This is a genomic window from Sphingomonas azotifigens NBRC 15497, from assembly GCF_002091475.1.
GTDB classification, from domain to species: domain Bacteria; phylum Pseudomonadota; class Alphaproteobacteria; order Sphingomonadales; family Sphingomonadaceae; genus Sphingomonas; species Sphingomonas azotifigens.
The window spans coordinates 302,574-327,298 of the sequence record NZ_BCTR01000001.1 but is presented as its reverse complement, the minus strand read 5'-3'; the positions used below and the strand labels follow the sequence as shown (position 1 = coordinate 327,298).

The 24,725-nt window shown below is 68.0% G+C and carries 21 protein-coding genes; 13 read left to right on the top strand and 8 right to left on the bottom strand.

Features of this window, described 5'->3' with window-relative positions:
- Positions 1-21 precede the first annotated feature (21 nt).
- Complete coding sequence (locus SAZ01S_RS01340) at positions 22-1,917, bottom strand: NPCBM/NEW2 domain-containing protein (RefSeq protein ID WP_084579249.1); 1,896 nt, start codon at positions 1,915-1,917, stop codon at positions 22-24.
- 117 nt (positions 1,918-2,034) lie between these two features.
- Here SAZ01S_RS01340 and SAZ01S_RS01335 point away from each other — a divergent pair, with 117 nt between their 5' ends.
- Positions 2,035-3,561, top strand: a complete 1,527-nt coding sequence (locus tag SAZ01S_RS01335; RefSeq protein ID WP_084579247.1) for a tryptophan halogenase family protein — start codon at positions 2,035-2,037, stop codon at positions 3,559-3,561.
- Here the strand turns inward: SAZ01S_RS01335 and SAZ01S_RS01330 are convergent.
- Positions 3,558-4,922: a cation:proton antiporter gene (locus SAZ01S_RS01330; RefSeq protein ID WP_084579245.1), complete on the bottom strand. Its 1,365-nt coding sequence runs from the start codon at positions 4,920-4,922 to the stop codon at positions 3,558-3,560. The two genes, SAZ01S_RS01335 and SAZ01S_RS01330, sit on opposite strands and share 4 nt — an antisense overlap.
- Positions 4,923-5,119: 197 nt before the next feature.
- Here SAZ01S_RS01330 and SAZ01S_RS01325 point away from each other — a divergent pair, with 197 nt between their 5' ends.
- From SAZ01S_RS01325 to SAZ01S_RS01315, 3 genes are read left to right on the top strand one after another with little or no spacing between them, the layout of a single operon-like run.
- Positions 5,120-5,338: a type II toxin-antitoxin system Phd/YefM family antitoxin gene (locus tag SAZ01S_RS01325; protein WP_084579243.1), complete on the top strand. Its 219-nt coding sequence runs from the start codon at positions 5,120-5,122 to the stop codon at positions 5,336-5,338.
- A complete protein-coding gene (locus SAZ01S_RS01320) occupies positions 5,339-5,827 on the top strand; it encodes a PIN domain-containing protein (RefSeq protein WP_084579241.1) in 489 nt (162 codons plus the stop codon).
- 51 nt (positions 5,828-5,878) lie between these two features.
- Positions 5,879-6,127: a glutaredoxin domain-containing protein gene (locus SAZ01S_RS01315; protein WP_084579239.1), complete on the top strand. Its 249-nt coding sequence runs from the start codon at positions 5,879-5,881 to the stop codon at positions 6,125-6,127.
- Positions 6,128-6,162: 35 nt separating this feature from the next.
- Here the strand turns inward: SAZ01S_RS01315 and SAZ01S_RS01310 are convergent, their stop codons facing one another.
- A complete protein-coding gene (locus tag SAZ01S_RS01310) occupies positions 6,163-6,852 on the bottom strand; it encodes an alpha/beta fold hydrolase (RefSeq protein ID WP_084579237.1) in 690 nt (229 codons plus the stop codon).
- A gap of 211 nt (positions 6,853-7,063) precedes the next feature.
- Here SAZ01S_RS01310 and SAZ01S_RS01305 point away from each other — a divergent pair, with 211 nt between their 5' ends.
- The 3 genes from SAZ01S_RS01305 (at position 7,064) to SAZ01S_RS01295 (ending at position 9,964) form a co-directional block, all read left to right on the top strand.
- Entirely contained in the window at positions 7,064-7,333 is a 270-nt protein-coding gene (locus SAZ01S_RS01305) for a hypothetical protein (protein WP_084579324.1), read from the top strand.
- 196 nt (positions 7,334-7,529) lie between these two features.
- Positions 7,530-8,843 carry an MFS transporter gene (locus tag SAZ01S_RS01300; protein WP_084579235.1) on the top strand — a complete coding sequence of 438 codons (1,314 nt, stop codon included), beginning with the start codon at positions 7,530-7,532 and terminating at the stop codon, positions 8,841-8,843.
- Positions 8,840-9,964, top strand: a complete 1,125-nt coding sequence (locus SAZ01S_RS01295) for a glycoside hydrolase family 68 protein (protein WP_084579233.1) — start codon at positions 8,840-8,842, stop codon at positions 9,962-9,964. Before SAZ01S_RS01300 ends, SAZ01S_RS01295 begins: the two co-directional genes overlap by 4 nt.
- Here SAZ01S_RS01295 and SAZ01S_RS01290 read toward each other — a convergent pair.
- Complete coding sequence (locus tag SAZ01S_RS01290; RefSeq protein WP_084579231.1) at positions 9,961-10,986, bottom strand: LacI family DNA-binding transcriptional regulator; 1,026 nt, start codon at positions 10,984-10,986, stop codon at positions 9,961-9,963. The genes SAZ01S_RS01295 and SAZ01S_RS01290 overlap by 4 nt on opposite strands.
- Positions 10,987-11,138: 152 nt before the next feature.
- Between SAZ01S_RS01290 and SAZ01S_RS01285 the strand changes: the two genes are divergently transcribed.
- Complete coding sequence (locus SAZ01S_RS01285; RefSeq protein ID WP_084579322.1) at positions 11,139-13,625, top strand: TonB-dependent receptor domain-containing protein; 2,487 nt, start codon at positions 11,139-11,141, stop codon at positions 13,623-13,625.
- Positions 13,626-13,685: 60 nt separating this feature from the next.
- Here SAZ01S_RS01285 and SAZ01S_RS01280 read toward each other — a convergent pair whose 3' ends face one another.
- Complete coding sequence (locus tag SAZ01S_RS01280) at positions 13,686-15,755, bottom strand: M13 family metallopeptidase (RefSeq protein WP_084579229.1); 2,070 nt, start codon at positions 15,753-15,755, stop codon at positions 13,686-13,688.
- 144 nt (positions 15,756-15,899) lie between these two features.
- Here SAZ01S_RS01280 and SAZ01S_RS01275 point away from each other — a divergent pair, with 144 nt between their 5' ends.
- Entirely contained in the window at positions 15,900-16,289 is a 390-nt protein-coding gene (locus SAZ01S_RS01275) for a nuclear transport factor 2 family protein (protein ID WP_084579227.1), read from the top strand.
- A 9-nt stretch (positions 16,290-16,298) separates the two neighbouring features.
- Here the strand turns inward: SAZ01S_RS01275 and SAZ01S_RS01270 are convergent, their stop codons facing one another.
- Entirely contained in the window at positions 16,299-17,243 is a 945-nt protein-coding gene (locus tag SAZ01S_RS01270) for an NAD-dependent epimerase/dehydratase family protein (protein WP_084579319.1), read from the bottom strand.
- 95 nt (positions 17,244-17,338) lie between these two features.
- On the opposite strand from SAZ01S_RS01270, the gene SAZ01S_RS01265 reads away from it, so the two are divergent.
- From SAZ01S_RS01265 to SAZ01S_RS01260, 3 genes are all read left to right on the top strand, one after another.
- A complete protein-coding gene (locus SAZ01S_RS01265; RefSeq protein ID WP_084579321.1) occupies positions 17,339-18,244 on the top strand; it encodes a LysR family transcriptional regulator in 906 nt (301 codons plus the stop codon).
- A gap of 47 nt (positions 18,245-18,291) precedes the next feature.
- On the top strand, positions 18,292-18,453 hold the full coding sequence (locus tag SAZ01S_RS23900) for a hypothetical protein (protein WP_167693025.1): 162 nt from the start codon (positions 18,292-18,294) through the stop codon (positions 18,451-18,453).
- A 105-nt stretch (positions 18,454-18,558) separates the two neighbouring features.
- The gene (locus SAZ01S_RS01260; protein WP_139809876.1) at positions 18,559-20,970 is read left to right on the top strand and encodes a TonB-dependent receptor plug domain-containing protein; all 2,412 of its coding nucleotides are present in this window, start codon (positions 18,559-18,561) and stop codon (positions 20,968-20,970) included.
- Positions 20,971-21,094: 124 nt separating this feature from the next.
- On the opposite strand, the gene SAZ01S_RS01255 is transcribed toward SAZ01S_RS01260, so the two are convergent.
- Together SAZ01S_RS01255 and SAZ01S_RS01250 are read right to left on the bottom strand one after the other, a co-directional pair.
- Positions 21,095-21,811: an alpha/beta hydrolase gene (locus SAZ01S_RS01255; protein WP_245824475.1), complete on the bottom strand. Its 717-nt coding sequence runs from the start codon at positions 21,809-21,811 to the stop codon at positions 21,095-21,097.
- Positions 21,812-22,221: 410 nt separating this feature from the next.
- A complete protein-coding gene (locus SAZ01S_RS01250; protein ID WP_084579223.1) occupies positions 22,222-23,166 on the bottom strand; it encodes a polysaccharide deacetylase family protein in 945 nt (314 codons plus the stop codon).
- Positions 23,167-23,310: 144 nt separating this feature from the next.
- Here SAZ01S_RS01250 and SAZ01S_RS01245 point away from each other — a divergent pair, with 144 nt between their 5' ends.
- Entirely contained in the window at positions 23,311-24,711 is a 1,401-nt protein-coding gene (locus SAZ01S_RS01245; protein ID WP_084579221.1) for a M20/M25/M40 family metallo-hydrolase, read from the top strand.
- Positions 24,712-24,725: the final 14 nt, after the last annotated feature.

Below are 24,725 nucleotides of genomic sequence, written 5' to 3'. Positions count from 1 at the left end.
TTGATTTCGCTATCGTTATGATCAGCGGTGCAAGGCTGCGTCGCCCCAGACCACCGGCAGCCGCTCATTGGCCGCACCGGTCGACCGCGCCACCAGCTCGACGAGCTTCACACCGGCGATGTTGGCGGTCAGCGGCTGGGCAGGGGCGCCGCGCCGCACGGGCTTGCTGGTGGCGAGGAGCCGGCGGTCGCCATAGACCTGGAAGGTGACGCCGCGCGCCGCATCGGTCGCCGAGTCATCGACGCCGACCGAGACGGTGAACTGGCGATATCCGGCGTTGCGCACCTCCAGCCGCGAATTGGCGAGGACGCCCAGGCCCGCGGTGAAATGCTTGCCGGCCACCGCGAGCTCGCGGCCATAGGGCGTCGCATCGGCCTGGGCGCCGCCCCAGCCGGCATAGAGCGGCCGCTGGCCGGCGCCCCGCGTGCCGCTCCACGACACGATCGCGCGGTGGATGCTCGGATCGGCCATCGGCGCGGTCACCCCGTCCACCGCCGGGTTCACGCTGCCGGGCAGTTCGGACAGATAGAAGCCGTCCGCCAGCAGCCGCGATCCGCGAGCGCGGAACACCAGCGTCTCGTGCGGCGCGAGCCGGAACTTGCGCTCGCCCTGAAAGCTGGATCCGGCGCCGGTCCACAGATCGGTGAGCGTCACCGCCGCATCGCTGCGCAGCTTCAGATGCTGGGCGGTGAGGATCGCCTCGGTCGGGGCGGCGGTGCGGTTGAACAGCGCGACCGCCTTGTCGCCGTCCGCCAGCGTCTTGACGAGGATCTGGAAATCGTCGGTGTCGAAGGCGAGCACGGCCTGGTTGCCGGCCGGATCCTGGTCGATCGCGATCAGCGCGGCATTGCCGAAAATGTCCATCAGCGCTTGCGGGGTGGCGCGCAGGTCGGCGCCGATCAGCAGCGGCGCGGACACCATCGCCCAGAGCGCAAAGTGCGAGCGCGCCTCGGTGAGATGATCGGCGTCGAACTCGCCCTTGCCGATGAACAGCATGTCGGGATCGTTCCACGAGCCGGGATGGGCGTAGAGCGGGCGGCGCGCGGCGGTATCGAAATTGGTGAGCAGCCGGGTCCAGTGCGGGGTGATGTCGTCGCTGGTGCGCGAGATGTTCCCCACATCCTTCGCCCAGCTGCGCACGTCGGCCGAGCCCCAGATGCACAGCGACAGCAGATAGTCGCCGTCCGGATCGGCGCGGACCAACGCCGCTTTCACCTGTTCGAACATCGCCCGCACCGCGGGAATGTTCGAGCGGTTGACGCTCTCCAGGTCGAGGATCGGCGCGAGCGCGCGGTAGCGGCCGGTGCGGACCAGCGGGCTGTCCTCGCCGTAGGCGCGCAGGCCGCAGCCATCGATCTTGATATAGTCGAAGCCCCAGTCGCCGAAATAGAGCGCGATATCCTGATCGATATGGCCGTAGAGCCCGACTTCGCGCTCGGTGACGCTGCCGCGCGGCAGGTTCGGCTCGTTGGGGCCATAGGCCTGGGCGCAGGTGTTGCGGCCGAGATCGGTATAGATGCCCGCCTTGAGCCCCATCGCGTGGAGCCGGTCGGTGAACGGCTTGAACGAGGTGGCGCCGTCCGGCGTGGCGGCGGAGGGAAACTTGTCGGCGCGCACCAGCATCCGGCCATCGGCGCGGCGATGGTCCCACCAGCCTTCGTCGAGGTTGATGTAGCGATAGCCCTTGGCGGCGAGGCCGGTGTCGACGATCTTCCGGGCCGAGGCGAGCACCTTCTCTTCGTCGACATCGGTCGCGAAGGCGTTCCAGCTGTTCCAGCCCATCGGCGGCGTGGGCGCCCGCCCGTCGGTGTTGGCGGACCAGCGGCCGGTGGGCGCGAGCGGATCGCGCGGAGCGGCCTGTGCGCTCGCCGAAGCCAGCAGCAGCGCCATCATGCCCGCCAACGCCTTGATCGCCATGCCTAGCATCTCCCCTCGTTTATTTGTCGGACTAACCGGGCCGATAGCGGCGAGGCAAATGCTTTCGCACCGTCTACGACCATTGCCCCCCGCTGCGCCGCGCCGTAGCTAGGGCGCATGAACCCTGTGCGGCGGATCCTGATCCTGGGCGGCGGCACCGCGGGCTGGCTCACCGCCGCCTATCTCGCCCGCTATCTGGACATCGCCCATCAGCGGCGGTTCGCGATCACGCTGCTCGAATCGCCGGCGCTCGGGATCGTCGGGGTCGGCGAGGGCGGTTTTCCCACCATCCGCGAGACGCTGCAGTTCCTCGGCATCGACGAGCGCGAATTTGTCCGCACTGCCAGCGCGACGTTCAAGCAGGGCATCCGCTTCGACGACTGGCTGCATGCGCCGGGTGCGGACGGCAGCCGCCACCGTTTCCTCCATCCGTTCGAAGCGCCGTTCCACACCGAGGGCGCCGGGCTGGTGCCCTATTGGCTGCTCCAGCCCCCGGCGACCCGCCCGCCCTTTGCCGAGGCGATGACGATCCAGAACCGGGTGGCGGCCGCCGGGCGCGCACCCAAGCGGGCCGACGAGCCGGGCTTTGGCGGGCCGCTCACCTATGCCTATCATTTCGATGCGGTGCGGCTGGCGCAGCTGTTGCAGGATCGGGCGATCGAGCTGGGGGTGACCCATCTCGAGGGCGAGGTCTTCTCGGCCCATACCGATGACGAGGGCGCGATCGACCGGATCGAGACGCGCGAGCATGGCAGCCTGCAGGCGGACCTCTATATCGATTGCTCGGGCTTCGACGCGGCGCTGATCGGCAAGGCGCTGGGCAGCCCGTTCACCACCGTGCGGCATCAGCTGTTCACCGATCGCGCGCTCGCCTGCAAGCTGCCCTATGGCGATCCCGATGCACCGATCGAGACCGCCACCATCGCCGCCGCGCATGCGGGCGGCTGGACCTGGGACATCGGCCTGCAGCATGCGCGGGGAATCGGCTGCGTCTATTCCTCGGCGCATCTCGACGACGATCGGGCGGCGGCGATCCTCGACGCGCATCTCGGCGGCGTTGCGCACGAGGCACGGCTGATTCGCTTCGAGCCGGGCTATCGCCGCGCGCCCTGGGTGAAGAATTGCGTTGCGGTGGGCCTCTCCGGCGGCTTCCTCGAGCCACTGGAGGCAACCGGCGTCGTGCTGATCGAGGCGGCGGCGGCAATGATCGCCGAGCTGTTCCCCCATGCCGGGCCGGTCGATGCGCCCGCCGCGCGGTTCAACGCGCTGATGACGGCGCGCTACGAGCGGATCGTCGACTTCCTCAAACTCCACTACTGCCTCAGCCGTCGCGAGGAGCCGTTCTGGCGCGACAATCGCGATCCGGCGACCATCCCCGACACGCTCCGCGCGCTGCTCGACCAATGGCGCCATCGCCCGCCGAGCCGGTTCGACTTCCTGCTCGACGTCGAGAGCTTCGCCTTCTTCAACTACCAGTACATCCTCTATGGGATGGACTTCCGCACCGACCTCTCGGGTGCCCGCGACGGGTTTCCGCATGCCGACGCGGCGGCGCGCCAGTTCGCCCGCATCCGCGGCTTCGGAGCACAGGCGGTGGCGGACCTGCCCGCGCATCGCGAGCTGATCCGCCAGCTGTCCGGCTAGACCGTCGCCAGCTGGCCGTCGATCGCGTCGAGCTCGCCGCTCGCCCGTGCCTTGCGGCCATAGACCGCCTCGAACAGCGGGGTCGCCATCACGGTGGTGACGATCGCCATCAGCACCAGCATCGAGAACAGCGTCGGGCCGATAATGCCCTTCTGCAGGCCGATATTGATGATGATCAGTTCCATCAGCCCGCGCGAGTTCATCAGCGCGCCGATGCCGAGCGCGGTGCGGTTGTCCTCGCCGGCCACGCGCGCCGCCGCCCAGCAGGCGCCGAACTTGGCGAGCACCGACACGGCCAGAATGCCGAGCGCGATCAGCAGCAGCGACGGCGAATTGACCATGTCCATCCGCGTGTTGAGCCCCGAATAGGTGAAGAACATCGGCAGCAGCAGCACCACGGCGAGCGGCTCCACCTTGCGCTTCAGTTCCTCGACGAAGAGCCCGCGCGGCATGCACACGCCCATCAGGAAGCCGCCGAAGATCGCATGGATGCCGATCGCGTCCATGACGAAGGCGGACATGCAGAACAGCATCATCGTGACGGCGAGGACGGCGCTGGTCATCTCGCCCCGCGCCTCGACGATCCGGCCGAGCGGGGCGAGCAGCCGCCGCCCGAACAGCAGCATGAAGCCGGTGTAGAGCACCGCGCCGCCGATCGCGAGTACCGCCACGCCGGGGCCCGCCCCGAATGTCGCCAGCACCAGCGCCAGCACGCACCAGGAGGCGGCGTCGTCGAACGCGCCGGCGGTCAGCGACAGCGTGCCCAGCGCCGAATTGGCGAGGCCGCGCTCGTTGATGATCCGGGCCAGCATCGGGAAGGCGGTGAGCGCGATGCACGCGCCCATGAACAGTGTCGCATTGGCCTGGCTGATGCCGGGCGTGAACAGCCCCGGCACGGTCAGCAGACTGGGAGTGATCAGCGCGGCGAGGAGGAACGGCGCGGCGATGCCGGCTGCCGAGACGCCGGCGGCGCTCTTCGCCTTGGACTGGAAGTGATCGAGCCGCAGGGTGAGCCCGACCATGAACATGTAGAGTCCGACGCCCAGCTGCGCGCCGGCATAGAGGACGTTGCGCGTTTCCCTGGGGAAAATCGCCAGCTGCAGATCGGGGGCGATCAACCCGAGCAGCGAGGGGCCGAGCACGACGCCGGCGATCATCTCGCCGACGACCTGGGGCTGCTTCAGAAACTTCTGTCCGAGCCAGCCGACTACCCGGCAGGCGAGCAGGATGATCGCCAGCTGGAGAAAGAAATGGATGCTGAAATCGCCCGGCGCATAGCTCTTGACGGCGTGCACGGCAGGACCGTGCGGATTCAGGACGTCGGTAAGCGCGTGCCAGGCGCCGATCAGCAAGTCGTTCATCGCAATCCCCTCTTGCGCCCGGCATCTGCTGCGCCGGGGCGAGCCGCAAGGGACCGTGTCCGGCCCGCGCGAGCAAGCGGAAACAGCGCGGTCGCCTTGTTTTTCGGGGGCAGTGGGCCGAACTGTTGCAGGGTCTCCACAGAGTAGGTACGTACCTACACTATAGCGCTACCATTTCTCTGCGCAGAGGCTCCGCGATGAAGGTGATCACCAGCCGCGAATTCAACCAGGACGTGAGCGCGGCGAAGCGATTCGCCCGGACCGAACCGGTGTTCATCACCGATCGTGGCAAGCCGACGCACGTGCTGATGAGCATCGCCAGTTTCCGCGCGTTCAGCGGCGAGCGGGAAAGCATCGTCGATGCGCTGGCGGCGGCGGAACCGTTCGATCTCGACCTCGAACCCGGCGGCTGGTGAATGTATCTGCTCGACACCCCGGTGTTGTTCGAGCTGCGCAAGGCGCGCAGCGGCGGCGCGGATCCGCGCGTCGCGGCCTGGGCAGGTGACGTGCCCCGGGAGCAGCTGTTCGTCTCCGCGCTCGCGCTGGCGGAGATAGAGGCACTGGCGGCGCGTGCGCCGCGCGGCGAGCAGGCCGGTGCGGTCCGCCGCTGGATCGACGACCAGCTGGTGCCGGCATTCGGCAACCATGTGCTGCCGGTCGATACGGCGGTCGCGCGACGGCGCGGGCAGGTGGGGCTGGCGAGCGACCGCCGCGCGCTCGTCGCGGCGACCGCGCTGGAACATGGGCTGACCCTGGTGACCTTCGACGCCGCAGCCTATCGCGGCGTGCGGCTCAAGCTGTTCGACCCGCGCCGCTACGACCCTGATGCTGCCGTCGACGATTGGCGCGCCGCCGCCGCCCGCAGCGGTCCGCTCTGGTTTCGCAACCTGTTCCTGCGAAGCTGAGCCGGTGCAACCCGCGCGGTTGCCAAGCATTTGCGTTACAAGGAGATTGGCATGGCGGACGAGAAGCAAGCAACCCTGTATCGCATGGTGCTGCCGGACCATGTCTGCCCGTTCGGGCTGCATGCCCGCGACCTCCTGCTCGAGCGCGGCTACAGCATCGACGACCGGGTGCTGCGCACGCGCGAGGAAGTCGAGGCGGTGAAGGACGAGTTCGGCGTCGCCACCACCCCGGTGATCTTCCTGGGCGACGAGCGGTTCGACGGATCGGACGCGCTCGAACGCGCCCTCGTGACGCGCTAGGCGACCTACTTCCGGCAAGAAGGCCGCCCTGGCGCTCAGGCGATCGCGGCCGCCGCTTCGAGGATAACCGACGCCACCGCCTGGGGCTGTGACAGCAGCGAGAGATGGCCGGCGGCGAGTTCGGTTGTCGTCGCCTTCATCCGCGCGGCGAATTCGCGCTCGAGCTCCACGCTGACCACCCGGTCCTGCGTCGACACCAGATACCAGCTCGGGCGGGTCTCCCAGGCGGCCTGGCCGATCACGTCGCCGAAGGTGCTGGACGGCAGCGGCGGCTGGACGACCGCAAGCACGCGCGCCTCGGCCTCGGGCAGGTCGTTGGCGACATCCTCGATCCAGCCTTCGGCGCTGAGCGTCAGATTGCCCTTGCCGTCATCCTGGATTTTGCCGAGCGCCGGTGGGTTCGGATATTTGCCGACGAGCGGTCCCAGCGCCTCGCCCGCCGCCGGCGCAAAGGCGGCGACATAGACCAGCGCCTTCACCTTGGCATCGTTGCCGGCCTCGGTGATGACGGCGCCGCCCCAGCTATGGCCGACCAGCACGACCGGCCCTTCGACGCTGTCGAGCGCCTGCTGCGTGGCGGCGACATCGCCCGCGAGCGACTGGGTGGGATTTTGCACCGCGATCACGCGATGTCCTGCTTCGAGCAGGATCGGGATCACGCGCTGCCAGCTCGATCCGTCGGCCCAGGCGCCGTGGACGAGGACGATGGTGGGAGAGATAGCCATGCAGAAGCACTCCAAGGAACGATGCTCATGGTCTAAGTCTCAGTGACGAGAGAAGATTGTCGGATCACATGGTTTCTTGGCGGTTCCTGCGCGGGTTCGGTTCATCCCGTTTGTCGCGTGCCGTTCGGAACAAAGCGCGACGTCGTTGATTTCCGCTCCCAACGCGTTTCCGCAACGATTTTTCGACTGAACCAAGAAAAGGGCAATGAAGATGAAGAAGATGCTCGTGCTCGGCGCTGCCGCCGGCCTGATCGCGCTTTCGGCCTGCAACAACACGCCGCGCGAACAGGCTGCCGACAATATCGAAGCGAATGCCGAGAACGTCGCGGACAATCTGGAGGCGCAGGCCAGCAACGCCAGCACCGACGCCGCGCACGACAATCTGCAGAACCAGGCCGATGCCGTCCGCGCCGAAGGTGACGCAAAGGCCAAGGACATGCGCACCCACGACGCCGACACCAATCTGCACAACGGCATGTAAATACCGGCTCCCGTTCGGTAACGGAGCGGCTGCTGGCACGCAGGCAGCCGGTTCCGGAAAAGGGCGTCCGCGATCGCGGGCGCCCTTTTTCGTCCGGTTTGACGCAACATGGTATTGCAATCGATTGTTGTTCCTGTCCGCATTTTGCGCCATAAGGCATGCGAGAACCGAAACGGTCTGGCGGAGAGGCGCGACGATGAACCCCGGCGGTAGCAAGCCGCGCCTGTCCCTGTGGCGCATCCTGGAGATGAACCTGGGCTTCCTGGGTCTGCAATTCAGCTTCGGGCTGCAGCAGGGCAACATGGCGCCGATCTACTCCTATCTCGGCGCCTCGGAGGCCTCACTGCCGCTGCTCCAGCTGGCAGGCCCGATGACCGGGCTGCTCGTGCAGCCGCTCATCGGCGCGATGAGCGACCGTACCGACAGTCGCTGGGGGCGTCGCACGCCCTATTTCCTCGCCGGCGCGGTGCTGTGCGCGCTGGGGCTGTTCCTGATGCCGCTCAGCAGCTCGATCGTCATGGCGGTGTCGCTGCTCTGGCTGCTCGATGGCGGCAACAACATTACCATGGAGCCCTATCGCGCCTATGTCTCGGACCGGCTGGATCCAAGCCAGCATGGTCTCGGCTTCCTCACCCAGAGCGCATTTACCGGGCTGGCGCAGATGCTCGCCTTCCTCACGCCGTCGCTGCTCGTCTGGGCGGGGATGAGCCAGGACTGGGTCGACGCGCACCACATTCCCTATACGGCGCGGATCGCCTTCATGGTCGGCGCGGTGCTGGCGCTGGGGACGATCCTCTGGTCGGTGCTGCGCGTGCCCGAACTGCCGCTGACCCCGGCCGAGCGTGCGCATATCGCCGCGCAGCCGAAATCGCTCGCGGCGACGCTCGGCGAGATCGCCGCGGCGATCCGCGACATGCCGGTCGCGATGCGCAAGCTCGCGCTGATGAGCCTGTTCCAATGGTATGCGATGATGGCGTACTGGACCTATGTCATCCTCGCCATCGCCCGCTCGGTCTATGGCACGGCGGAATCGACCGCACCGGGCTTCCGCACCGCGGTGTTGACCAATGGCGAGATCGCCGCCTTCTACAACGCGGTCGCCTTCGTCGCGGCCTTTGCGATGGTGCCGATCGCCCGGCGCATCGGCGCGGCGCGGCTGCACGCGCTCTGCCTGGTGTGCGCCGGGCTCGGCATGTTGTGGCTCCCGCAGGTGCACGAAAAGGCGTTGCTGTTCGTGCCGGCGATCGGGCTCGGGCTCGGCTGGGCCAGCATGATGGGCAATCCCTATGTGATCCTCGCCGGATCGATCCCGCCCGCACGGACCGGCGTCTATATGGGCATTTTCAACATGATGATCGTTATCCCGATGCTGCTTTTCTCGGTTACCTTGCCCTTCCTGTACGAACCGCTGCTGGGCGGCGATGCGCGCAACGTGCTGCGCCTGTGCGGGCTGCTGCTGTTCGGCGCGGCGCTCGCCGTCTGGACCGTTCGCGAGCGTAGGCCGGCATGAGGCCATGGGCAGAATGGACGCGTGACGCCGTTGCCGGCATCGCGACGCAGACCGGCGCCGCGCTGCCGGTGCTCGCGCCCGGCGCGACCTCCCCGGTGGCGGGCATGGACCTGTGGGACATGTGGCCGATCGCAGATGCCGATGGCCGCACCGTGCTGCGCGACGGACGCAGCTGGTGGTTCTTCCTCGCGGCGCCGCGGCTCGACGATCCGGAGGGCCGGCATGACGTCGCGCGGATCCGCCTGACCAGCCATGGCGCGACCGGCTGGCACGACCATGGCGATGCGTTTCCGGACGGCTTCACCCCCGGCGCACGCGAATGGTCCGGCTCGGCGGTTCTCGACGCGGACGGCGTCACGCTCACCCAGTATTTCACCGCGGCTGGCCGGCGCGGCGCCGGAATCAGCTTTGAGCAGCGGCTGTTCGCCAGTCGCGGGCGCTTTCTGTGCGACGGTGGGGCCGCGATGCTCGCCGACTGGTCGGTGCCCGAGGAAATCGTCGCTGCGGACGGCGCGTGGTACACGGTGGCGAACGAGACGGTCGCGCCGCCGCACGGCATCCAGGGTTTTCGCGATCCCGGCTATTTCCGCGACCCCGCCGATGGCGCCGATTATGTGCTGTTCACCGCCAACGCCGCCTGGAGCAAGGATCGGGTCAACGGCGTGATTGGCATGGCCCGGCGACAGGATGGGGCGTGGCAAGCGGAGGCGCCGCTTCTCGCCGCCATAGGCGTCAACAGCGAGCTCGAACGGCCGCATATCGTCGTGCAGGGCGGCCGCTACTATCTGTTCTGGAGCACCCAGGCGCGGCGCTTCGCTGCCGGTCTTGTCGCGCCGACCGGGCTTTACGCGATGGTGGCGGACGCGATGGCGGGCCCGTGGCGGCCGGTCAACGGCACCGGGCTGGTCGCCGCCAATCCGCCCGAGGCGCCGACCCAGGCCTATTGCTGGTGGGTGACCGGGGAGGGCATGGTGCTGAGCTTTGTCGATTATCCGGGCGTCGGCCCCGGCGACACGGCGGCGCTTGCCGATCCGGCCGGGCGCCGCCGCCGGTTCGGCGGCACGCCGGCGCCGTTCTTCCACCTGGTGTTCGACGGCGATCGCGTCGCCATCGCGCCTTAGGCGGAGTCGCGCACGACCAGCTCCGGCGGCATCACCAGCGACGGCGCGTCCTGCCCGGCGATGCGGGCGAAGAGCCGCTCCACCATCGCCCGTGCGCCGCGGGCGATGTCCTGGCGGACGGTGGTCAGCCGCGGCACCGTCTGCAGTCCGAGCGGCAGGTCGTCATAGCCGACCACCGGCACGTCGCCGGGCACCGTCATGCCCTGGTCGGCGAGCACGCGCAGCGTCGTCATCGCGATCATGTCCGATCCTGCGGCAATGCCGTCGATCCGGGCGAGGTGGCGAACAAGATGGGCGGCGATTTCCTGCTCCATCATCTCGGAGGCGAGATGGGTGTCGAGCTGGAGCGGCTCGGGCAGCCCGGCCGCTTCGGTGGCGGCGCGGACGCCTTCGAAGCGCTCGCGCAGCTCGGGGGCGCGCAGCTCGCCCAGAAAGGCGATGCGGCGCACGCCGCGGGCGATCAGATGCTCGGCCGCCAGCCTGCCGCCTGTCATGTTCTCCGTGCCGACCGTGCAATGCACCTGCCCCGGCTGACAGCTGCCCCAGGCGACCAGCGGACGATAGCGCCGGGCGACGCGCTCAATCGCCTCGAACTGGTCCGACTGGCCGATCAACAGCACGCCGTCGAGCATGCCCGAATCGACGATCCGCTCCAGCCAGTCCTCGGCATCGGGGATGATGCGGGAGAGCATGACGTCATAGCCGTTTTCGGTCAGCGCGTCGGCGAGATGGCCGAGGATGGTCATGAAGAACGGGTCGGAGAGATGCTGGCGCCGCTCATGCCCCAGCGGCACCACCACGCCGATCACGCCGGTCTTCTGCGTGCGCAGCCGTCGCGCCATCTGGTTGACGCGGAAATCATGGGCGGCGGCGAGCGCCTGGATGCGCTGGCGCGTCTCCGGATTGACCAGGCTGCTGTTGGTCAGGGCGCGCGAAACGGTGCCGGCGGAAACCCCTGCCAGGCGGGCAAGGTCGGCAAGCGTACGGGCTGGCCGGTCGCTGGGCGGTGCGTCGTTGCTCACCGCATCGGTTTGAGCCGGTTCGCAGGAAACCGCAAGATCGGACCGCTACGGACAAATACGAGGCTTGTTGCAATCGATTGCAATGCGAGATACAACCAGTGGTGAAGGGCCCCGAGCAGGAGGGCCCGGTACCGGGAGAGAGGCTTATGGCCATGTCTGTGCGCGCCAACCGCGTTCGCCGGCTGCTGCTGATCGGCAGCATGCTGGCAGTCCCCAGCGTCCCCGCCTTGGCGCAGGACGCGACGCCGCCCCAGGAGGCGGAGGCATCCAGCTACACCGAAATCGTGGTGACCGCCGTGGCACGCGGCCGCGACCGGCTCGACACCGCGGTCTCGACCAGCTCGCTCAAGGCCGACGACATCCAGAAGGCGGCACCGCGCTCGGTCGCGGAAATCTTCCGCAGCCTGCCGGGCATCCGCTCGGAAAGCTCGGGCGGCGAGGGCAACGCCAATATCTCGATCCGCGGCCTGCCGATCGCCTCGGGCGGCGCCAAGTTCCTGCAGCTGCAGGAAGACGGGCTGCCGGTACTCGAATTCGGCGACATCACCTTCGGCAATGCGGACATCTTCCTGCGCGCCGACCTCAACCTCGCGCAGGTGGAATCGATCCGCGGCGGCTCGGCCTCGACCTTCGCGTCGAACTCGCCGGGCGGCGTGATCAACATGATCTCCAAGACCGGCGACACCGAAGGCGGCGCGGTGCAGGCGAGCACCGGCCTCGACTATAAGGACTATCGCCTGGACTTCGATTACGGCGCCAAGCTCACGGACAGCGTGCGCTTCCATATGGGTGGCTTTTACCGCCAGGGCACCGGCCCGCGCCGCATCGGCTATGACGGCAACAAGGGCGGCCAGTTCAAGTTCAACGTCACCAAGGAATTCACCGGCGGCCATATCCGGCTCTACGGCAAGTTTCTCGACGATCGCGCGGTGGGCTATCTGCCGATGCCGGTGCGGGTGACCGGCACCAACGCCAACCCGACCTATCAGGACCTGCCCAACTTCCGCTCGAACCGCGACCAGCTGCTGACGCCGAACTTCACCCGCAATGTGACGCTGGACGGCAACAACAACCTCGTTACCGACGATGTCCGCGACGGGCAGCATCCGCTGGTCAAGTCGATCGGCTTCGAGGGCGAGACGACGCTGGCCGGCTGGGTGGTTACCGATCGCTTCCGCTATTCGGACATTTCCGGCCGCTTCATCGCGAACTTCCCGGCTTCGGTGGACAGCGCCAGCGCGATCGCGACCTCGATGGGCGGGGCGGGGGCGACGCTCGCCTATGCCAGCGGGCCGAATGCCGGCAAGGCGATCACCGACCTCGCCGGGCTCAACGGCAACGGCCTGCTCGCGCAGATCGTGGTGTTCGACACCAAGCTCAACGGCCTCGACAACATCACCAACGACCTGCGCGCCAGCCGCGCGTTCGACGTCGGCACCGGCAAGCTCACCGCCACCGCCGGCTTCTACAAGTCGCGCCAGACGATCGATACCGACTGGTTGTGGACCTCGATCCTCACCGACGTACGCGGCGGGGGCGATGCAGCGCTGGTCAATGTCCGCCGCGCGAACGGCACGGCGGTCACCCAGGACGGCTTCTACGGCTATAGCGCCGCCTATTTCGGCGGATGCTGCCGGCGCAGCTACAAGGTCGACTATAACGTCAACGCGCCGTTCGCCTCGCTCAACTATCAGGTCGGCAAGGTGTCGATCGGCGGCAGCGTGCGCTATGATTTCGGCGATGCGAGCGGCTCGATCGCCGGCGCCGATCTCGGCGGCGGCCGGGTCGGCACCACCAGCCGCGACATCAATGGCGACGGCGTGATCTCCGATGCCGAGACGCGCGTCGCGGTGATCCCGCTGACCAGTCCGGCCCCGATCAATTACAGCTACCATTACTGGAGCTATTCGGCGGGCATCAACTATCGCTTCGTCGACTATATGTCGGTGTTCGCGCGCTACAGCCGCGGCGGCCGCGCCAATGCCGACCGGCTGTTGTTCGGCCCCGCGGTGAGCACCACCGACGGCCATCTGGTCAGCGCCGCAGCGGCGGTCGACTTCGTCAACCAGGCGGAACTGGGCGTGAAGTACCGGCAAGGGCCGCTGACGCTCAACCTCACCGGCTTCTGGGCGCGGACCGAGGAGCAGAATTACGAGGCGACGCGGCAGGTGTTCATCGACCGGACCTATCGCGCCTATGGCCTCGAGTTCGACGGCGCGGTGCGGCAGGGGCCGTTCAGCCTGACCGCGGGCGCCACCTGGACCCATTCCCGCATCGTCGCCGACGCGCTCAACCCGGCATCGGTCGGCAACACGCCGCGGCGCCAGGCGAGCCTGATCTTCCAGGCGACCCCGCAGGTCGAACTCGGCCGCGCCGCGATCGGCGCCAACGTGATCGGCACGACCAGCAGCTATGCGCAGGACAACAACCAGCTCAAGCTGCCGGGCTATACCCAGGTGAACGCCTTTGCGCAGTTCCGGCCGATGCCGAAGCTGCTGCTATCGCTCAACGCCAACAACCTGTTCAACGTGCGCGGCTTCACCGAAGCCGAGGAAGGCGCGATCCCTGCGAACGGCATCGTCCGGGCGCGCTCGATCAACGGCCGCACGGTCAGCGCTTCGGTGCGGATCGACTTCTAGTCCCCCCCGGAGGGCGGCCGGAGGATACCCCCCCTCCGGCCGCCTCGTGACCATTTCCGCTTACCAGATCCGGACCCGGTCGGCCGGGGCCAGATACTGTTTCTGGCTCGGATCGATGTTCCAGGCAGCATACCAGGCATCGACGTTGCGCAGCGGGTTCACCGCACGGATCTGCCCCGGCGAGTGCGGATCGCTGACCAGCTGCTGGCGCAGCGCCTCGTTGCGGAACAGCGTGCGCCACACCTGGCCCCAGCCGAGGAAGAAGCGCTGGTCGCCGGTGAACCCGTCGAGCACCGGCGCCGGCTTGCCGCCGAGCGAGGCGTGATAGGCGTCGAGCGCGATCATCACGCCGCCGAGATCGCCGATATTCTCGCCCATCGAGGCGCGACCGTTGATGTGGACGCCGGGCAGCCCCTCGAAGCTGTACGCCTCATATTGCGCGCCGAGCCGCACCGCCTGCGCCTCGAACTTGGTCGCATCCTCGGCGGTCCACCAGTCGCGCAGCACGCCGTTGCCGTCCGACTTGCGGCCCTGGTCGTCGAAGCCGTGGCTGATCTCGTGCCCGATCACGCCGCCGATGCCGCCATAATTGACCGCGTCGTCGGCCTTGGGATCGAAGAAGGGCGGCTGCAGGATCGCCGCCGGGAACACGATCTCGTTCTTCACCGAGTTGTAGTAGGCGTTGACCGTCTGCGGCGTCATGCCCCACTCGGCCTTGTCGACCGGGCCGCCCAGCCGGTTGCGGCGATAGTCCCATTCGAAGCGGCCGGCGCGCTCGGCATTGCCGACCAGATCGCCGGGGCGCACGTCGAGCTTGGTGTAATCGCGCCACTTGCTCGGATAGCCAACCTTGACGGTGAAGCCCTGCAGCTTGGCGAGTGCCTGCTCCTTGGTTGCCGGGCTCATCCAGGCGAGGTTCTTGATGCGGCCGGCAAGCGCCACGCGCAGATTGCCGACCAGCACGTCCATCTTCGCCTTGCTCTCGGGCGGGAAATAGAGAGCGACATAGTCCCGCCCGACACCTTCGCCGATCGCGCGTTCGGTGAACGAGACCGCGCGCTTCCAGCGCTCACGCTCCTTGGGCTGGCCATTGAGGAACTTCGAGCGGAAATCGAACTGGGCGGTGGCGAAGCGCTTCGACAGCATCGGGGCGATGTCGTCGGCGATGCGGAAGGCCTGCCAGGCCTTGAGCGTATCGAGATCGGTGTCGGCGAAGACCTCGGCGATCTTCGGTACCGCGCTGTTCTGCGCGACGATCACGCGGCTCGCCTTGGTAAGGCCGGCGGCCTGCCAGAACGGATCCCAGGCAAAGCCGGGTGCCTGCGCCTTCAGCTCGGCGATGGTCACCGGGTTATAGGTCTTGTCGCGGTCGCGGCTCTGCGCGCGGGTCCAGTGCGCCTGGGCGATGCGGGTTTCCATCGCCACGACCTTGTCGGCCGCGCCGGCGGCGTCGGGCCATCCGGCCATGCCGAGCAGCTGGGCGACATACTGGCGGTAGCGCGCCACCTGCGGCGCGAACTTCGGATCCAGATACAGCTCGCGATCGCCAAGGCCGAGGCCCGACTGGCGCAGGCTGAGCGCATAGACATCGGGCTGCTTGGGATCGTCACTGACGCCGACGCCGAAGAAGCTGGCACCGAACCCGCCGAACGAAGCACCCATCGACTGCGCCAGCGCCGCCTTGGTCTTCGCGGCACGGATCGGCTGGAGCCGTTCGACCAGCGGCTGCGCATCGCGCTTCTCGATCGCTGCCTCGTCGAGGAAGTCGCGATAGAGGATCGCCGCCTTGCGCCGATCCGGATTGGCGGTGTCGGTGGGGCTATAGCCCTGGATCAGGCTGCGCAGCCGCATTTCGGAAAGGTCGCGCAATACGATGAAGGCGCCGTAGGTGGAGCGGTCGTCGGGGATCGTGGTGCGATCGGTCCAGCTGCCGTTGACGAAGCGATACCAGTCATCGCCGGGCTTCACGCTGCGGTCCATGCCGGCGATGTCGAAGCCCCAGCTGCCATAACGGGTCGCCTCGGCGCTGGGCGCGGCGGGCGCGGTCTGGTCGGGCTTGCGGCTGAGGGCGGGGGCGGCGATCGCCGCGATCGACAGGGTGGAGGCAAGGAGGATGTGCTTGAGCGCCAAAGGAAACTCTCCAGATCAGGGCGTTAGATCGTGGGGCCGCACTCTACACGCGCGCGGACGGCTGGCAATCCGTCGCCCGGTGCCTTCGCTTCACCGCAGGCATGCAGCTTTGCGCGTATAGGCTGGACGGGATAGAGGGCGGCGATGCACGCTGGACCAGAGCTCGCCATCCGCACGGCCCGCGCCGCCTTCAACCGCGCGCTCGCGGCGGGCGATCTTGCCGCGATCGGGCCGCTGCTCGCGCCGGACGTCGTGCTGGTCGCCGGCACCGACAGCGCGGTGATCCACGGGCGCAAGGCCCAGCTCCAGGCGTGGAAGCGCGAATTCGCTGCCCGCGAGCGCACCCTCTACAGCCGCCTGCCCGAGGCGATCCAGGTCTCGCCGATCGCCCCGATCGCATTCGAACATGGCGCATGGCAGGGCGTTTCCGCCGGCGACGGAAGCGTGCAGGCGAGCGGCAGCTACACCGCCAAGTGGCGGATGCACGGGACGACGTGGCTCATCGAAGCCGAGCTGTACCTTACCCTCGCCTGACGTTCCCGCCTATCGACAGCCAAGACCGTCGAGCGTCGCCGCGATCGCCGCAGGGAGCGGCGTGCGGGGCTCGGCGCCCAGCGTTTCGACCAGCCGCGCGTTGCACAGCCGGATCGGCTGCTCCCAAAGATAGCGCATCTCCATCAGCTCGCGCGGGGTGGTCATGGCGAGCGCGGCGAGGCGCAGCTGCCACCAGGGCAGGGGCCGGATCGGCACCGCCGGATCGCCGAGCATGCGCGCGGTGGTTTCCGCCATCTGCCGCCCGTCCGGATCCCAATGCCCATCCATGTGGAAGCGGGCGAAGGCGGGGAGGGCGGGATGGTCGAGCAGCCGCGCCATCGTCTCGGCGACGTCGGGCAGATAGGCCCATTGATGGCCGACGCCCCGCCGACCGGGCAGGCGGATCACCCGCGGGCGGGCCCCGGCCGTCACCATGGCCTGCCCGAACCAGTTGTTGGCCGCGCCCGGACCGAAATAGTCGCCGGCGCGGACGATCAGCACCTTCGCCGCGCTGGTTTCCGCCGCCAGCCGGAGCCGCTGTTCGAGTTCCACCCGGATCGCGCCCTTGCGGGTCTGCGGATGCTGCGGTGCCTCCTCGTCGAGGATCGGGAAAGCGTCGGGGCCGAAATTATAGACGGTGCCCGGCAGGACGATTCGTGCGCCGGTCGCCACGGCGGCGCGGATGGTGTTGTTGATCATCGGCAGTACCAGCGTCGCCCAGTTGCGATAGCCGGGCGGGTTGACGGCGTGGACGATCGCCTCCGCATCGCGCGCGGCGGCCAGCACCGCCGCCGGGTCGAGCGCATCGCCGACAAGCTGTTCGCAGCCTTCGAGCGACGGCGATGGCTTCCGGGTGAGTGCCTTCACGTGCCAGCCGCCCGCCAGCAAGCGCTGCCGCATGGCGCCCCCGATGCCGCCGGTCGCGCCGAGGATCAGGGCCGTTCGTTTCGTCATGTTCGCCTCCATATGTTGTGGAGCCGATGTGCCGCTGGTGACGTGGAAGGAAAATTGCCTAACTGCGGCGACCTGATATACGGAAATAGGTGAGCATGGAGCCGAGCTGGGACCTCTACCGCAGCTTCGCCGCGGTGCTGCGCGAAGGATCGCTGTCGGCCGCCGCACGTGCGCTCGGCATGACCCAGCCGAGCATCGCCCGGCATATCGACGCGCTGGAGGCGGCGACCGGCGCCACGCTGTTCGTGCGATCGCAGCGTGGCCTGTCGCCGACCGATCATGCACTCGCGCTCCAGCCGCATGCCGATGCGCTGGTCTCGGCCGCCGCAGCACTGCAGCGGGCCGCGCACGGCCGCCCGGATCTGCCCGAGGGGGTGGTGCGGATCAGCGCCAGCCAGGCGGTGGGCGTGCTGCACATGCCGGCGATCCTCGCCCGGCTGCGCCAGGCCTATCCGGGGCTGGTGTTCGAGCTGTCGCTGTCCGACGCCCTGGACGATCTGCTGCAACGCCGCGCCGACATTGCCGTCCGCATGACCGAGCCGGTGCAGCAGGCGCTGCTCGCGCGGCCGGTGGGCAGCGTGGTGCTCGGCTTCCATGCCCATCGCGATTATCTGGCGCGGCGCGGCATCCCCGCCACGCTGGCCGATCTGCACGGGCACGACCTGATCGGCTTCGACACCGAGACGCCGTTCATCCGCGCGGCGATGCAGTATCTCCCGGGGTTCGACCGCGCCTCGTTCGCGCTGCGGGTGGACAATGATGCCGCCCAGTTCGCGGCGATCCGCGCCGGCTTCGGCATCGGCATCTGCCAGACCGTGGCGGCGCGGCGCGAGCCGGCGCTGGTACCGATCCTCACGGACGCGTTCCAGCTGCCGCTGCGCATGTGGGTGGTGATGCACGAGGACCTGCGCCACGGCGCCAGATACCGCGCGGTGTTCGACGCGCTCGCCGAAGCGCTGGCGGCGATCGCTGCGGAACGAAACGCGCCGGGCACGGGTTGAACCCAGCGAGACCGCCGAGCGCGGCATCCTTCTCCCGGAGAATCGCCATGCCGAGTTCGCGCGCCTTCTTCGAACGCCGTGCGCAGGAAGAGCGCGCCCGCGCCGCTTCGTGCGGAAATCCAATCGTTGCCGCGGCCTTCCGCCGTCGCGCCGAGGCATTGCAGCGTCGTGCGAACGCACAGTTCGAGGACGTGGCCGAACTGCTCTGACCCGCCGCTACCGGCGCTTGGCCGCCCCGAACCTTTTCTTTCCTGCATTCCTACTCCGAAGATGGGAAATGCGGCGTTGACGAGAAAACAACGAAGGGGATGAACATGGGTAGATTCCGCCAGGCACTGCTGGTCTCGGCCGCCGCCGTCGCGATCGCTTCCACAGCGGCGCGTGCGCAGCAGGCGGAGAGCGCCGCGCCTCAGGCCGACGCTGCCCAGCAAGGTGGCGGCGACGAGATCGTCGTCACCGGCACCCGCACCGTGGGCCGGTCGCGGCTCGATACCGCGTCGCCGGTCGACGTGCTGAGCAGCCAGGCGCTAAGCCGCCAGGGCACCACCGAGCTGGGCGCGGCCATCGCCGCGGTCGCCCCGTCGATCGACTTCCCGCGCCCCTCTGCCACCGACGGCACCGATGCGATCCGCCCGGCGACGCTGCGCGGGCTCTCGCCTGACCAGGTGCTGGTGCTGGTCAACGGCGTGCGCGTGAACAGCTCGGCACTGCTCAACGTCAATGGCTCGGTCGGGCGCGGCTCGGCGGCGGTCGACCTCAACACCATTCCCACCGCGGCGCTGGAGCGCATCGAGGTGCTGCGCGACGGTGCCTCGGCGCAATATGGCTCGGACGCGATCGCCGGCGTGATCAACCTGCGCCTGCGCGAGGCCCGCTCGGGCGGCGCGGCGTCCGCGACCTACGGCATCTACCACACCGACATCAACACCGCGCGCGGCAGTCGCAGCACCACCGGCGAGCCGACCTTCACTGCCTCCGCCTGGCAGGGCTTCGGCCTGGGTTCGGATGGGTTCGTCACGATCACCGGCGAATATGTGAACCGCAAGCCGACCAACCGTGCCGATTTCGACCCGCGCGTGACGCCGACCCAGGTGACCGGCCGCTTCGGCGATCCGCAGGTCGAGCAATATACCGGCACGATCAATGCCGGGAAGGGCATTGGCGGGGGCTTCAGCCTCTATGGCTGGGGCAGCTATCAGGATCGCGACACCCGCAGCGCGGCGTTTCCGCGCCTGGCAAGTGCTACGACGACGCTGGTCGGCTATCCGAACGGCTTCCTGCCGATCATCAACACCAAGTCGACCAATGCCGTGGGAGCGGTGGGCGTGAAGGGCGATGTCGGGGCGTGGGGCGTCGATCTGCACGTCGGCTATGGCCGCAACAAGATCGCCTATCGCACCCGCAACTCCGCCAACTATGCGTACGGCGCGGCAAGCCCGAAGGATTTCTACGACGGCGCGGTGATCTTCGACCAGTGGGTCGCGGGGCTCGACGTGCGGCGCAAGTTCGATGTGCTCCAGTCGCTCAACCTCGCTTTCGGTGCCGAGGGGCGCCGCGAGGGCTACAAGATCACCCCGGGCGAGCGCGCCTCCTACGACGTGCCGGAGACCGGTGCGGTCGCCGGGCAGTCGCCGGGCGCGCAGGGCTTTGGTGGCTTCGCGCCGGTCAACGCCATCCAGCGCTCGCGCCGCAGCGTGTCGGGCTATGTCGATCTCGAAGCGCAGGTAACGCAGGCATTGCTGGTCGACGTCGCGGTGCGTGGCGAGCATTATTCGGACTTCGGCGATACCGCCAACGGCAAGGTCTCGGCGCGGTACGACATCGCCAAATGGTTCGCGCTGCGCGGCACCGTCTCGACCGGCTTCCGCGCGCCGAGCCTGCAGCAGCAATATTTCACGTCGGTCGCGCAGGTCGTGCAGAACGGCACGCCGGTCCTCACCGGCACCTTCCCCTCGGTTGCACCGGTGGCGCAGGCGCTGGGTGGCAAGCCCCTCCAGCCGGAGAAGTCGACCAATATCTCGTTCGGCACGGTGATCCGCGCCGGCGGCTTCGACCTGAGCGTCGATGCCTATGAGATTCGCCTCCGCGACCAGCTGGCGCTGTCGGAGAACATCCAGTCGAGCTTCAGCCCGCAGGTGGCGGCGATCCTTGCGCCGTTCAACGTGCCCTCGGCGCGTTTCTTCATCAACGGCTTGCGCTCGCGCACCCGCGGAATCGACGCGGTGGCGCACTACCGGATCGGCAACCCGACCGATACGGCGGGCGCGTTCGACTTCACGCTGGCGGGCAACGTCAACGAGATCGTCGTGACCCGCGTGCCGACGAGCACCGCGACGGTGAACCCGGCGCCGGTGCTGTTCGCGCGCAGCCGTGTGCTGACGATCGAGCAGGGCACCCCGGGCGAAAAGGTGACCGGCACGATCGACTGGGCCAGGGGCCCGATCGGCCTGACGCTGCGCGAGACCTATTATGGCGACGTCAACCAGCCGGGCACCACGCCGGCAGCCGATATCCACACCGGCCAGCATCTGATCAGCGATCTCGAGCTGCGCTACGAGCCGCGCAAAGGTGCCCAGATCGCGATCGGCGCGAGCAACCTGTTCGACGTCTATCCGGACCGCACCATCGCGACGAACAACTCGACCGGCGTGGTGGGCTTCCCGTCCTATTCGCCGTTCGGCTTCAACGGACGCTATCTGTACGCGCGTCTTGGCGTGAATTGGTAGGCGCAAGTGCGGGGCGGAGAAACCCGCCCCGCCCTGAAAGTTAACATAATCCTTGTTATCAGCTCTCTGCTCTGGACGTATTGCTGGGTGGCAAAGGCAGGAAGGCCGAGCGACCCGAACCGCGTCACAGCAGGCCCAGGTTCTGCAGCCATTGCTGGACCTGTCCCGGCCATTCGCGGGAGATCGGATCGGCGGTTGGCCGCATCCCGAACGCGTGGCCGCCCGTGGCATAGATGCGGATATCGACGGGGACGCCTGCATCGCTGAGTGCCAGCGCGTAGGCCAAGGGTTGCCGAACGGCATCCATGGGGTCGTTCATGGCGTGCAGGATCAGCGTCGGCGGTGCCTTCGGGCTGATCGTCACCCAAGGCTTGAGTTCGAGGCTGTTCCTGCCCTTGCTGTCGTCGAGCATGCGCGCCGTGTAGGCGACGATGGCGAAATCGGGGCGCGGCGATTGGTGATCGGCGGCGTCGGCGAGCGGATAGGTGCGTGCGTCGGTGTTGCTCATGCTCGCCGCGAGATAGGCCCCTGCCGAGAAGCCGATGACGCCGATCTTGTGGGGATCGATGCCATAGGACGGTGCCTGCTGTCGTAGCAGGCCCATCGCACGTTGCGCGTCTTCCAGACCCAGAAGGATCTTGGGGCGCCGTTGCTTGCCGTTCTCCGTCGGCCATAGTTGCGGCACGCGGTACTTCAACACGGCGCAGGTCATGCCTCGCTGCACCGCCCAATCGCAGATTTCCGTGCCTTCCAGGTCGAGCGCAAGGACTTCGAATCCGCCGCCCGGAAGCACCAGCAATGCCGCCCCGCTGTTGCGGCCCTTCGGGCGGTACACGGTCATGGTAGGGCGGGTAACGTAGCTCGCCCAATGCCATGGGCGTCCGGTCACAAGGCCGGTACCGTTCCCGAGGCCCTCCGGACGATCGCCCGAGTCCGGCTTTTCCAAGGGCGTGTCCGGCGACCAAAGCGGGATCTGAACACCCCCTTCTGTCGGCTGCCAGACACCCGGTCGCTCGTTCTTGGGAAGCACCGCTTTCTCGGGCGCCGCGGCGGGCTTGCCGCTCTGCGCGCAGGCCGCGCCAGCGAGGGGGATTGCGAGCAGAGAAGCCAGGACACATCGGAGCCACGACACATCTTCTCTCCCGAACGAGCACCACCGGCAGCAAGCATGCGCGGCCGGTCCTCGACGCGCAACCGGCGGGATGGCGGAACGGCACCGGGAGTGACAGGCGTCCCATCGGGACCGATGGCCTATAATCCCAGCGCGTCCATGCGAGGGGCTTCATAGTCGCCATCCTCGCCGGGATAGCGCAACAGCTTGTCGAAGCGCCCGTCTGCCTTGGCTGCGGCCCACACCAGGCTTTGTCCTGCGGGCAACGTGTTCGGCTGCATCCGAAGCACCGGGGAAGCGAACGCCTTCTCTGCATCGACAAGGCGCCAGCCGCGCGCCCTGAACATCGCCAGGGCGTCGCCGAGAAAAAGTCCCGTGGTCAGGCGATGGTGCAGCAGGATGGTATGATCGATCGAATGGCCGAACAGCGCGTTGGCGAGGCCGTCGTAGAAGGTGGCGCGGTCCCAGAGATGATCGAGGTAGAAGCGGCGATACGGTGCAATCGCGCTGCCGGCATTGGCCTGCAGGCGCGCTTTCAACCGGTTGTCGATGTACCAGTCCGAGGTATCGATCGTCACCGGGGCGTTGCGGTAGCCATGGCGCGCGAGCAGCGCGCGCATGCCGTCGCGTGCCTCCGCTGTCTTGCCCTCGGCAAGATAGGGAAATCGGAACAGCTTGCGGAAACCGGGATAGCCGGACAGCAGGGGTTCGCACTTCAGGATATCGTCCATCAGCGCGTCCGGCTGCTGCGCGTCGAAGGACCGGTGCGAGAAGCTGTGATTGCCGAGGATATGACCGTCGTCGGACCAGCGCCGAAGGACGCGCGGCGCAAGCTTTTCGTCGACATATTTCCCGGCGACGAACCCTGCGGCCTTGACCTGGTGGCGCTGCAGCGCGGCCCGTATCGCCGTATCGCGATCCTCGCCGCGCAAGACTGGCGTGTCGGTGAGGTCGAAATCGTCGATGGTGATCGCAATGCCGGGGGTACGGGCACGTCGTCCGCCATGCCCGCCTGCCCCGCCGGCGGCGAGACCGGCAACGAAGAGCCCGGCGATCAGGGTCCGGCGGTCGGAGTCGAGAGCCATGGCCGCTTATGGGGGGGCGGAATCGCGGCGGCAACATCGAACGCGGCGACGGGGGCCTTGCCAAGCGTGTGCCCGGCGGCGGCGATTGACGCGTGCTTCGCACGCGCTACGCTGCTGAATCCATGATCCATCGGGGGGATTTGCATGCGGTTCTGTCTTCACGTGGCCATGGCGGCGCTTGCCTTGGCGTCCGGGAGCGGTGCCGCGCACGCCCAGCAGCACCCCCAGGCCGAGGCCCAGGCGCTCGACTTGCTCAAGCGCGGCATCGCCTTCCGCACCGTTGCGGGGCCGGGCAACCAGACGCCGGCCTATGCCGCCTATCTCAAGCAGGTGCTGGTCGCCGGCGGCTTTGCCGATAGCGACGTCGAGATCGTGCCGGTGGGCGACACCGCCTATCTGGTCGCCCGCTACCGCGGCACCGGCAAGGCCAAGGGCGGGGCAAAGCCGCTGCTGATCTCCGGCCATATGGATGTGGTGGAGGCCAAGCCCGCCGACTGGACGCGCGATCCGTTCACCGCGGTGATCGAGAACGGCATGATCTATGGTCGCGGCGCGGCCGACATGAAGTACGACCTATCGACGATGGTCGCGACGCTGATCGACCTCAAGCGCACCGGTTTCCGTCCGGCCCGCGACATCGTGCTGCTGCTTTCCGGCGACGAGGAAACCAGCATGAAAACGACCGCGCTGATGGCGGATCGCTTCGCCGATGGCGAGATGCTGCTCAACGTCGACGGCGGCGGCGGCGCGCTCGATGCAGCCGGCAAGCCGACCTATTACGGCATCGACGGCGCCGAGAAGACCTATGCCGATTTCGAGCTGACCGTCACCAATGCCGGCGGCCATTCGAGCGCGCCGCGGCGTGACAACGCCATCTACGCGCTCGCCCATGCGCTGACCCGCATCGAGGCGTACGCTTTCCCCGGCGAGATCAACGCGATCACCCGCGCCAGCTGGGAAGCCGAGGTGGCGCAGGCCGAACCGGCGCGCGCCGCCATGATCCGCCGGTTCCTCGCCAACCCGCAGGATGCCGAGGCGCTTGACGCACTCCGCGCCGAGCCCAGCCTGATCGGGCAGACCGGCACGACCTGCGTCGCGACAATGCTGAGCGGCGGGCATGCCACCAATGCCCTGCCCCAGCGTGCCACCGCCAACATCAATTGCCGCATCTTCCCGGGCACGCCGGTGGAGGCGGTGCGCGAAACGCTGGTCAAGGCGGCGGCAGAGCCCGGTCTCACCATCCGCACGCTCGACAGCGGCACCGTCGCCAGTCCGGCCTCGCCGCTGCGTGCCGACCTGATGGGGGCGGTGACCAGCGCGATCCACGCCCGCTTCCCCGGCGTGGCGGTGGTCCCGGGCATGAGCACGGGTGCCAGCGATTCGATGTGGTTCCGGGCCAAGGGCGTGCCCAGCTATGGGATCAGTCCGATGTTCGTCACGCCGGGCCAGAGCTTCGCCCATGGGCTGAACGAGAAGTCGCCGCTGAGCGAGATTGCACCGTCGATCACCTATTATCGCAGCGTGCTGACGGCGCTGGCGAAATAGGCGCTGTGGCGGGC